The organism is Actinosynnema sp. NPDC059797, assembly GCF_042732085.1.
GTDB lineage: Bacteria > Actinomycetota > Actinomycetes > Mycobacteriales > Pseudonocardiaceae > Actinosynnema.
In genome coordinates this window covers 1-9,592 of the sequence record NZ_JBHWIE010000268.1, presented here as the reverse complement: position 1 = coordinate 9,592, position 9,592 = coordinate 1, and the positions used below count along the sequence as shown (strand labels likewise).

General features: G+C 72.1%; 8 protein-coding genes and 3 pseudogenes. 6 read left to right on the top strand and 5 right to left on the bottom strand.

Annotated features, from left to right (window positions below):
* A partial coding sequence (locus ACFV4N_RS33780) for a hypothetical protein (RefSeq protein WP_499676716.1) occupies positions 1-267 on the bottom strand: 267 nt, incomplete at its 3' end.
* A 385-nt stretch (positions 268-652) separates the two neighbouring features.
* On the opposite strand from ACFV4N_RS33780, the gene ACFV4N_RS33775 reads away from it, so the two are divergent.
* Positions 653-1,627, top strand: a complete 975-nt coding sequence (locus ACFV4N_RS33775) for a serine hydrolase domain-containing protein (protein WP_499676715.1) — start codon at positions 653-655, stop codon at positions 1,625-1,627.
* Positions 1,628-1,652: 25 nt separating this feature from the next.
* Here ACFV4N_RS33775 and ACFV4N_RS33770 read toward each other — a convergent pair whose 3' ends face one another.
* From ACFV4N_RS33770 to ACFV4N_RS33760, 3 genes and pseudogenes are all read right to left on the bottom strand, one after another.
* On the bottom strand, positions 1,653-2,384 hold the full coding sequence (locus ACFV4N_RS33770; RefSeq protein WP_499676714.1) for a hypothetical protein: 732 nt from the start codon (positions 2,382-2,384) through the stop codon (positions 1,653-1,655).
* Between the two features lie 115 nt (positions 2,385-2,499).
* Positions 2,500-2,847 (bottom strand): DUF5980 family protein, encoded by a 348-nt coding sequence (locus ACFV4N_RS33765; protein WP_499676717.1) that lies wholly within the window; start codon positions 2,845-2,847, stop codon positions 2,500-2,502.
* Positions 2,774-2,983: pseudogene (locus ACFV4N_RS33760) on the bottom strand (hypothetical protein); the annotation flags it as partial. The pseudogene ACFV4N_RS33760 and the gene ACFV4N_RS33765, both read right to left, overlap by 74 nt.
* Positions 2,984-3,161: 178 nt before the next feature.
* Here ACFV4N_RS33760 and ACFV4N_RS33755 point away from each other — a divergent pair.
* A complete protein-coding gene (locus tag ACFV4N_RS33755; RefSeq protein ID WP_499676713.1) occupies positions 3,162-3,863 on the top strand; it encodes an NUDIX hydrolase in 702 nt (233 codons plus the stop codon).
* A 108-nt stretch (positions 3,864-3,971) separates the two neighbouring features.
* Positions 3,972-4,391 (top strand): annotated as a pseudogene (locus ACFV4N_RS33750) (NUDIX domain-containing protein); the annotation flags it as partial.
* A 19-nt stretch (positions 4,392-4,410) separates the two neighbouring features.
* Here the strand turns inward: ACFV4N_RS33750 and ACFV4N_RS33745 are convergent.
* Positions 4,411-5,145 (bottom strand): NUDIX hydrolase, encoded by a 735-nt coding sequence (locus ACFV4N_RS33745; protein WP_499676712.1) that lies wholly within the window; start codon positions 5,143-5,145, stop codon positions 4,411-4,413.
* Between the two features lie 416 nt (positions 5,146-5,561).
* On the opposite strand from ACFV4N_RS33745, the gene ACFV4N_RS33740 reads away from it, so the two are divergent.
* The 3 genes and pseudogenes from ACFV4N_RS33740 to ACFV4N_RS33730 all read left to right on the top strand — a co-directional run.
* Positions 5,562-7,595, top strand: coding sequence for a hypothetical protein (locus ACFV4N_RS33740; protein WP_499676711.1), 2,034 nt, complete (start codon positions 5,562-5,564; stop codon positions 7,593-7,595).
* A gap of 136 nt (positions 7,596-7,731) precedes the next feature.
* Positions 7,732-8,601, top strand: a complete 870-nt coding sequence (locus tag ACFV4N_RS33735) for a 5'-methylthioadenosine/S-adenosylhomocysteine nucleosidase family protein (RefSeq protein WP_499676710.1) — start codon at positions 7,732-7,734, stop codon at positions 8,599-8,601.
* A pseudogene (locus ACFV4N_RS33730) lies at positions 8,598-9,592 on the top strand (hypothetical protein); the annotation flags it as partial. The gene ACFV4N_RS33735 and the pseudogene ACFV4N_RS33730, both read left to right, overlap by 4 nt.

The window sequence follows — 9,592 nt, the reverse complement described above, 5'->3', positions numbered from 1 at the left end:
CGTACGGGCAGCGCCGCCAGCGCGCGGTGGAACGGTCCGGGCCCCGACCTCGCCGCCGCGCCACGGCCGGTCCGGTGGCGCGCCGCCCACCGGGGTCCGCGCGACCTCGGCCCGCGGCGTCCACGACTCGGCGGCGTTCACCGCCTCACCCGAGGCCGGTTCGGGCGCCGCCCACCCGACACCGCTGACCAAGCCGGTCGCCAGCACCACCGCCATCGCACCGCCGAACGCGCGCAGCACGAACCCACGCAGATTCCTGCGTCTCATAGAGAAAATCCCCCTCGCAAGGCCGGGCACCCCGCGGCGCCCGGCACGACCGGCACCCCGCGGCGCCAGTCCTGCCGAAGCTAACGACCACCCTGCAGAACCGCACCTTGACGGTTTCGGTCACCTGAGTAGACCAACTTGGAATTACCCGGAGTGCCGGGATTGGGGTGTTCTGCGGCGATCAGGTGAGGCGTGTCGAATCGAAAGGATCACACCAGGTGAGTGGCCATCGGTGGGATCCAGGTACCGGCCGAACCGCGCACCACCCGCAGGGCGGCTCAGACCGAAGTCACACCACCGGTAGCCGAAGGGGGCATGTCGATCACGGGCGCGCGGGCTACGGTTCGCTCGTCGCCGTGTCGGAGCGTGTCAAGGGGTGTGGGTCTTGTCGGGTGCAACGTTCGCGGAGGAGTTGGTCGCGCGCCTGGGGTCCCGGCACCGGGTGGCCGCCGTCGCCACGGTGTCGTCCACCGGGATCTCGGTGGCGAGCGTGGGCGCGCCCGCCGACGCCGACTTCGAGATCGGTTCGATCTCCAAGGGCATCACCGGCCTGCTCTACGCCGACTCGCGGGAACGTGGCGAGGTCGGGCCGTCGACCGCGCTGGGCGAGCTGCTGCCGCTGGACGGCGCCCCGGTGGCGGGCGTGACGCTGTCCTCCCTCGCCACCCACCGCTCGGGCCTGCCGAGCCTGCCCGCGGCGGCCTCACCGCTGCGCAAGTCGCTGGACCTGTGGCTGCACGGCACGAACCCGTACGGCGAAACGCTCGACCAGCTGCTGGCGCAGGCACGCGGCGTGCGCCCCGGCCCAGCCCGCCCCCGCTACTCCAACCTGGGCTTCCAGCTCCTGGGGCACGCCCTGGCGAGCGCCGCCGGCACGACGTTCCAGGGCCTGCTCCGGGACCGGGTCGCCACCCCTCTCGGCCTGGACGTGCTCTACGCGCCCGCCACCCCGGCCGACCTGCGACCGGACGCGCTCACCGGCACCACCAGGTGGGGCCGGAAGCGCCGGCCGTGGACGGGTGAGGCGCTGGCGCCGGCCGGGGGCATCCGCGCGCGCATCGGCGACATGGCCCGCCTCGCCGCCGCCCTCCTCGACGGCTCCGCCCCCGGCATCGCCGCCCTGGACCCCGTCGAGGACTTCACCGGCCGGGTGGTGCGCATCGGCGCGGCGTGGATCACGATCGAGCGCAACGGCCGCGCCATCACGTGGCACAACGGCGGCACCGGCGGCTTCCGCACCTGGCTGGGCCTGGACCGCGCGGCCGGCACCGCGGTGGTCGTCCTCTCCGCGACCGCGATCTCGGTGGACCGGCACGGCTTCGCCCTGCTCGCGCGGCTGACGGAGGAAGAAGGCCGCTGATCGGACGGCTTCCCGTACTCGCTGGTCAAGCCGTCCAGGGTTGGTCGGCGGGGACCAGGGGGCCGACTAGGGCGATCGGGTGGGGACAGCGGTCGAGGAGTCGGCGGCTGGTGGAGGTCGCGGTGGTCGGGGCGCAGCCGACGACCAGGAGCGAGGCCAGTCGGGCGTGGCGGGACAGGCCCGTGACCGGGTGGGACCTGGCGACCCGCACGTCGACCGGCACGTCGGGGTGGCAGCGGGCGCAACGGTCGATCGCGGCGCGGGTTGTCGCAATGAGCTGCGAGGCCGGTGGCTCGCGCGTGCAGCAGACCGCCCGGACACCGGTCCCCAGCGCCCTGGCCAGGCCGAAACCGGCCGACAGCGTCGCGCGGGACAGGTGGTCGTCGCGCACGCCGACCAGGACGGGTGCGTCGTCGCGCCACGTGCCGCCGGGCGGGACCGCCACGACCGGGCAGTGCGCCGAGGCGGCCACGTCGAGCGCGAGCGCCCGTTCGGCCTCGGTCCGCGCGCTCAGGACCACCAGGTCGGCGGTGCGGGACGCGGCGGCCAGGGTGCCCGGGGCGGGCGGCACCGGGGTCACGCCGCGCCCGCCCCGCTTCGCGTACGACGTCGCCCACGAGGCGGCGTCGGGTCGATCCGACGTGCCCAGGACGACCCGGGGGCGCCCACCGGGCGGCAGGGCGTCGAAGGGTGATGCCGGCACGGGTGTCCGGGCGCGCACGATCACGCGGCCCGCCCGCGCAGCGAAAACCGTCATGGGCTGTTAGATCGCCGTGAACCGCTGACGGTTAGCCGCCGGCACCGACATCACCCGTTCGGATCATCGCCAGACCGCCCGGCGTGGCCCTCCTGACGCCCTCAGCGCCCCCGGTTCACGCCTGTCCCTGCATGCAGTCGACCCAGGACGCGGTGGTGACGACGATGTCGGCCGGGTGGGTATCGGTCACCGTTCCGTCCGACACCCAGATCTGCGCGCGGTAGGTCGCCAACGGCACCGTCGCGGACCCCTGCACGAGCGTGAACCCGTTGACCCTGACCGAGCCGTCGTCGGGGTCGGGGTGGTTGGAGCCCGGAGGGATGCGGCTTTGCGTGGCGGTCCAGCCGGGGGGGCAGGTCGCGCATCCCGAAGTCGAGGTCGGTGGACCAGCTCCCGATGACCGAGAAGATGAAGTAGGACTGGTGGGTCCTCCCCTCGGGGCCGTACTGGACGCACATCCGATGCGGGGCGCCGTAATCCTTCAGCTGCCACGTCCGGGTGTGCGGGGCAGCCTGCGCCGACGCGACGACCGTTGAGCCGACCAGGGACAGCAGGAGCACCGAGACCAGGGTGAACACCGATCCGGCGATCCTAGGCATCACTCTCACGAATCCCTCCTGAACTGGCACGGGAATGGTTCGGCCGACGCTAGCGACCCGATCTCAGAGTTCCCTGAAACTCCTCGACCGGCTCCGTGGCGAGTTGATCGAGGAGTTGCCACCGCACGTGAACGGCGGCCCGGACCGCCGCCGGCCGCGTGCTCGTATCCTCGCCGGCATGAGTCGTCCCAGGCAGATCGTCACGCTCACCGCCGACCTCGTCATCCTGACCATCCGGGACGGCGAGCTGTGCGCGCTGGTGATCGAGCGCGGCACCGAGCCGTTCGCGGGTCGGCTCGCGCTGCCCGGCGGCTTCCTCCGCGGTGACGAGAGCCTCGACGAGACGGCCGCGCGCGAGCTGGCCGAGGAGACCGGCGTCAACGCGGAGAAGCTCCACCTGCAGCAGGTCGGCGTCTACTCCGCCCCGGACCGCGACCCGCGCAGCCCCCGCGTCGTGACCTGCGCCTACCTGGCGATCGCGCCCGACTTGCCGCTGCCGAGCGCCGGCTCGGACGCGCGGGCGGCGCAGTGGCTCCCGGTCGCGCGGGCGCAGCGGGCGGGGCTCGCCTTCGACCACGACGAGATCCTGCGCGACGCCCTCGAACTGGCCCGCGCCCAGCTCCAGTTCCGCACGATCGCGACCGCGTTCTGCGGTGAGGAGTTCACCATCGGCGAGCTGCGCTCGGTCTACGAAGCGGTCTGGGGCGTGGAGCTGGACAAGCCCAACTTCCACCGCAAGGTCACCGAGGCGGACGGCTTCATCGTGCCCACCGGGGGCAAGCGCCCCACCCCCAACGGCCGTCCGGCGGCGCTCTACCGGGCCGGGGGCGCCACCGCGATCTCGCCGCCCATGATGAGGCCGCGCCCGGCCACCTCTTGAGCGAAATCCGGCCGTCGGAGCTGCTGTCACTATGACAATTGGCTCAACCAAGCGCCGTTCGACCGTCCAACCCTTGATGTCATGTTGACAATAAGCTAGCTTGGCAGCATGACGGACAACGATGGACCATGGCCTGTCGGCGGCAGGCTCACGGCGGACGTGGTGCTGTTCACCAGGCAGGGCGGCGTGCTGTCGGTCCTGGCGGTGGAGCGCGGCAAGGAGCCGTTCCGCGCGGCCCTGGCCCTGCCCGGCGGTTTCGTGGAACCGGGGGAGAGCGTGCCGGACGCGGCCGTGCGGGAGCTGGCCGAGGAGACCGGGATCGAGGTCGCCCGCGGCCGGTTGAGACGCTTCGGCTGCTACCGGGAGCCGGGTCGCGACCCGCGCGGGTCCGTGGTGAGCCGGGCCTTCCACGGCTACCTGGCCGGGTCGCCGCCCGTGACCGGCGGCAGCGACGCCCGCGCGGCTCGCTGGGTGGCGCTCCCGGAGTTCCTGTCCGCGGCGGCGCGCGTCGCCTTCGACCACCGCGACATCGTCCGGGACGCGGTGGTCAGGAGGTTCGGCTGGTGCCCGGCCTGGGGGAGGGCGGGCGCAGCATCGCCGGGTGCAGCACGTGGGCCGGGCCGCGGCGGTAGAGCGCGGCGGGACGCCCGCCGTCCCGCGTCGTCTGAGCCCCGGTCGGGACCAGGAAGCCCGCGGCCCCGGTGACCTTGCGGTGGAAGTTCCGCGGGTCCAGCGCCTCGCCCCACACCGTCTCGTACACCCGCCGCAGCTCGGCGACGGTGAACTCCGGGCCGCAGAACGCGGCGGCCAGGGTCGTGTACTCCAGCTTGCTCCGGGCCCGTTCGACGGCGTCCTCGATGATCGACCTGTGGTCGAACGCCAACTCGGTGCCCGGGTGCAGGGCGGTCGCTGCGGGCACCCACCCGGCCGCTCGCGCGTCACCGCCCGCGGTCGGCGTCGCCAGCCCGGGCACGAACGCGAGGTAGCAGACCGTCACCACGCGCTGTCGCGGATCACGGTCGGGCGCGCCGTAGGTCCTGAGCTGCTCCAGGTGCAGGCCGCTCGCGTCCAAACCGGTCTCCTCGGCGAGTTCGCGCTCCGCGGCGGCGTCCAGGCCCTCGTCCGAGTCGAAGAGGAAACCGCCGGGTAGGGCCAACTTCCCGCGGTAGGGCTCGATCCCGCGCTCGACGAGCATGATCTGGAGGGCGCCCTCCCTCACGGTGAGCACGGCGAGATCGACGGCAATCGCGATCTCGGGAATCTTCCACGTCCTGTCGGCCATGATCGTCGCTTTCGGTGACCGCGGTGGCAACCGCCGGGCGATCATCTGTCCACTTGCAACATTCTACTCGGAGTGGGCGCGACCTGCGTGATCATCATAATCGTCAGGTTGACGAAAAACGCCGGACCGCGTTACCGTCTACCCCACTCGCGGCCTCCGGGCCGCATTCCCCTCCAGCTCCACACCACTGCGATGACTGCTGCCGCAGGGAGTTCGACCGGGCCGTGCCGCGGAACTCGCCCTCCGCAGACCTCGAGCACACGACGACGACGGAGCCGCGACAGCGGCCCGCCTTGGGGTGAACAGATGACCGTGATCCTGATCGACGACCGCACTCCGCCACCTGCCGCGACGCCCGCCTCGCCGGTGAGCCGCGACAACGCCGACCCCGGCGCGAAGCGGACGGGGGACCGGCGGTGAGCACCGGACCGGACGGCCAGGGCGTGCCGCACGTCGAGAACCAGAACGTGGCATCGGAAGGCGCGCACGTCGACCAGCAGATCGGCGTGCACGTTGGCGACACGACCATCCACCACGACCGGCGCACCTACCACGTCAACCAGGGCGACCCGCCCGAGCGCAAGCTGGAGGTGGCCCGCAACCTCCTCGACGCCGGGGCGCCGCGGCGCGCGGAGGAGATCCTCGACGACCTGCTGCGCAGCGGCTGGACCTCGACCGAGTGGGCCTACCACTACGCCTTGGCCGTGATGGGCGAGCGGTCGTTCGTCGACTTGACGGGCAAGCTGCTCGACCGGGTCAAGGAGGCGAGGCGGATCTGCTCGGCGGGGTCGCGCGACATGTGGGTGGACGCCTTCGACGTGGTCTGGGAGCTCTTGCGCTGGGCGCGCCGCGTGTACGGCGGGGAGGCCGACAGCGGTCGGGACTACGCCTTCGGCCTGCTCCGGGCCCTGCCGCTCGTGCGGCAGGAGGAGATCTTCCGCCACCTGGACGCGGTCATCAAAGACGTGCGGGACGAGGGCTGGGAAGCCGACCTCAAGGCCCGGATGCTCAAGGAGCGCACCGTCCCGGAGCGCAGGAGCCAGTCCGAGAAGTTCTTCGAGCCCGACCCGGCGGAGCCGAAGCCGTACCGGCCGCCCCTCCTCCGGCCGGCGGCGCGGGACCGGGCCCGGAGCGCCCTCGCCTCGCTGGGCGTGCTCCTCGGGGTGGCGCTGCTGGTGACAGGTCCGTTCCACGTCGGTCTGCTGCTCGAACTGCCCCTGCTGTCGGTAGGCGGGTACCTGGTGCTGCGCCACGGCGCCGTGGTCCAGCGGATCCGCGAGGGGCAGGGGGAGCAGCCCGACGCACCCGACTTCCACGCGATCGGCGGGTTCGACAAGGACATCAGCGCCATGGTCGACTACCGCTTCCGGAAGGTCGGCCCGAAGAAGGGCGGCCCGGGCGCGGAGGAGTGGGACCGCCACACCAAGGGCCACCGCACGCACTTGAAGAACCGGATCACGAGGTCGTACCGCGCGGAGGACGTCGCCCCGGCCAACGTCAGGTGGCTGGTCGACTGGCACGCGGAACGCCTGTACTCGCGATGGCAGTGGGGAGGCTTGGCCGCCGACCAGGACGTGCTCAAGGCGACGTGGGGCTACCGACTCGGGGTGGTCGCCGCACTGGCCGGCCTGTGCGGCGCGCTGCTGACGGGCGAGCTGTTGGCCGTGCTGGTCCTGGTGCCGACCGGCAGGCTCGTCCTCCGGCACGGAGTGCGGGTGGCCGCGGTGTGGCACGCCAACCGGGTCGCGGTGGCCGAAGCGGCCCGCGACCACCGGGAGGAGAGGGAGGTGTACCAGGCCCTCGTGGAGAGGCTCCGGGACCGGCCGAAGGACGCGCAGATCGCCTGGTGGCACACGCTCGACAAGTTCTACCTGGTGTCCGACGCGATCAAGCGCGCCCAGCTGCCGAGGCGGGAGGTCATCGAAGCACTGGTGCTGACCGAACGCGCGCCCTTCGCCCGGGGCAGCAGGGTGCAGTACGGACCACCCCGGTACGCGGCGTACAACGTCCACATCCTCCTGCTCACCTACCACGGCGTGCGGGCCTTCAAGGTGCACCTCGACGCGCACACCGGCGAAGCGCGCAACGAAGCGCGCCAGGTGTTCAGCTACGACAAGATCGCTTCGGCCCGGGTGGCGGAGAAGGGCGTGCGCACCACGACCGGCGACGCGGCCGAGTCCGAAGTGGAGGAGCTGAAGAGCGGCACGTTCCACCTGGTCCTGATGAGCGGCGAGGAGATCCGGCTCAAGGTCGACCACTTCAAGGACCAGCAGGCGGACGAGGAGACCGAGGCCCAGTTCGCCGACGTCGCCTACGAGACCTCGGGCGTCAAGAGGGCGATCCCGATCCTGGAGTCGATCGTCTCCGAGGGCGAGAACTGGATCGTCCGCGACCGCGACCGCCGCGAGCAGTGGGCGCGCGACTGGGACGAGACCACCGTCGAGAGCTGATGCCGTCGCCGACCGGTGGCCGCGCCCCGGTCCCGGCACCAGGTCGGCGAACTCGCCACCCCCGCTGCGACACACCGTTCAGGCGCCTGTTCCCAGGCGTCCCGACACTTCTGGAGCGAGAACCGTGAACGTGATCATGACCGCACTGAACGTGGAGCACGCGGCCGTGCTGGAGCACCTGGAGGGCGTGCGGCCGCACCGGCACCCGTCCGGCACCGTGTTCGACGTCGGCACGGTGGCAGGCCACCCGGAGCACCGCGTCGCCCTGGTGCTGACCGGGGCGGGCACCACCGCCGCGGCCACGCTGACCGAGCGGGCCAACACCGAGTTCGCGCCCACCACCATGGTGTTCGTCGGCGTCGCGGGCGGTCTTCGGGACTGGCTGGCGATCGGCGACGTCGTCGTGGCCACCAAGATCTACTCCTACCAGGGTGGGCGCAGCGAGGACGACGAGTTCCTCGTGCGCCCCTCCTCCTGGTCCGTCTCGCACCGCCTCGACCAGGAGGCCAGGAGGCTGGTGCGCGGCAACGCCTGGCACTCGTTCCTCCCGGACCGGGCCGAGGGCGAGGCGCCGGTAGCCCACTTCGAGCCCATCGCGGTCGGTGACGTCGTGCTCGACTCCCGCACCTCGGAGCTGGCCCGCAGGCTGCGCACCTCGTACAACGACGCGGTGGCCGTGGACATGGAGGGCTCCGGGTTCGCGCACGCGGCCCACCTGGGCGACCGGGTGCACGCGGTGGCGGTGCGCGGTATCAGCGACCACGCCAACGGGAAGAAGGCCAAGGCGGACCGCGCGGGCGGGCAGCGGCTCGCGGCCCGCAACGCCGCCGCGTTCGCCATCGCGCTGATCACCGCGCTCGAACCCGACGCGGACGACGTCGCCGCCGACGAGGAGCCGCCGCCCTTCCCGACCCCGGTCGTGCACAACACGAACACCGCGCGGGGCAACGCCCGCGTGGGGCAGCAGATCGGCGTCAACTACGGCTCGACCCGGAGGTCCCGGTGATCGAGGACCTGCCCGACGTCGACAACCGGAACGTCGCCTCCGGCAACGCCCACGTCGAACAGCAGATCGGTGTGCTCGTGGAGAGCGTCCACCACAACGCCACCATTTACACGGTCGGTGAGGACGCCGGCCCCGAGCGCAAGCACAAGGTCGCGCTCGCCTACCTCACCGGCGGTGTGCCCAGGCGTGCCGAGGAGTTGTTCCGCGAACTCGTCTTCAACGGCCGCCAGTCGACCGAGCGCGCCTACTACTACGTCCTTTCGGTGCTCAGCGAGCGCAGCTTCAGCGACCTCACGGCGGAACTGGTCACCGGCATCCGCGACGCCTGGAAGCTCTGCGAGTCCTCGCCGGAGGACAGGTGGAAGCGCGCTCACCGCGTGGTCCGGGATCTCCTCGACCACGTCCGGGCGAACGAGTCGGACGGCTCGTTCACGGCGGTGACCGCCTTCGGCGGGTTGCCCGCCGATCGGCAGGACGAGATCAGCAGGCACCTGTCGCTGCTGGTCGACGGCATGGTCGAGCGGCAGCTCGACGCCGAGCGCAAGCACAAGGTCGACACCGAGCGCACCTCCGGGAACCGCCAGGACCGGGCGCGGAAGTTCTTCGAGCCGGATCCGGTGCCGCCCACCCGGTACGAGCGGCGAATGCTCCTCCCGGAGCCGAAGGACCGCAAACCGGCGGTGGTCGGGGGTGCGGTCGCGCTGCTGGCGTTCTCGACCCTGTTCTTCGGCCCGACGGGACCCGCCTTCTGGCTGGGGCTGCTGCTGTTGGTGGCGGGCTGCGTCGTGATGGCCCGCTACGGCATCGAGCACACCACGAACCTGCTGAACCTCGCCCTCCGACGCGACACCTCGGAGGACGGGCAGGCCGAACCGACGGACGTCGACAAGCTCATCGAGCGCTGCTTCCGCGACGCGCGCCCCGAGTACGCCAAGGACTGGCCGCGCTACGCCATCGGGTACCGCACCCGCCTCAAGCACCGGTTCAACAC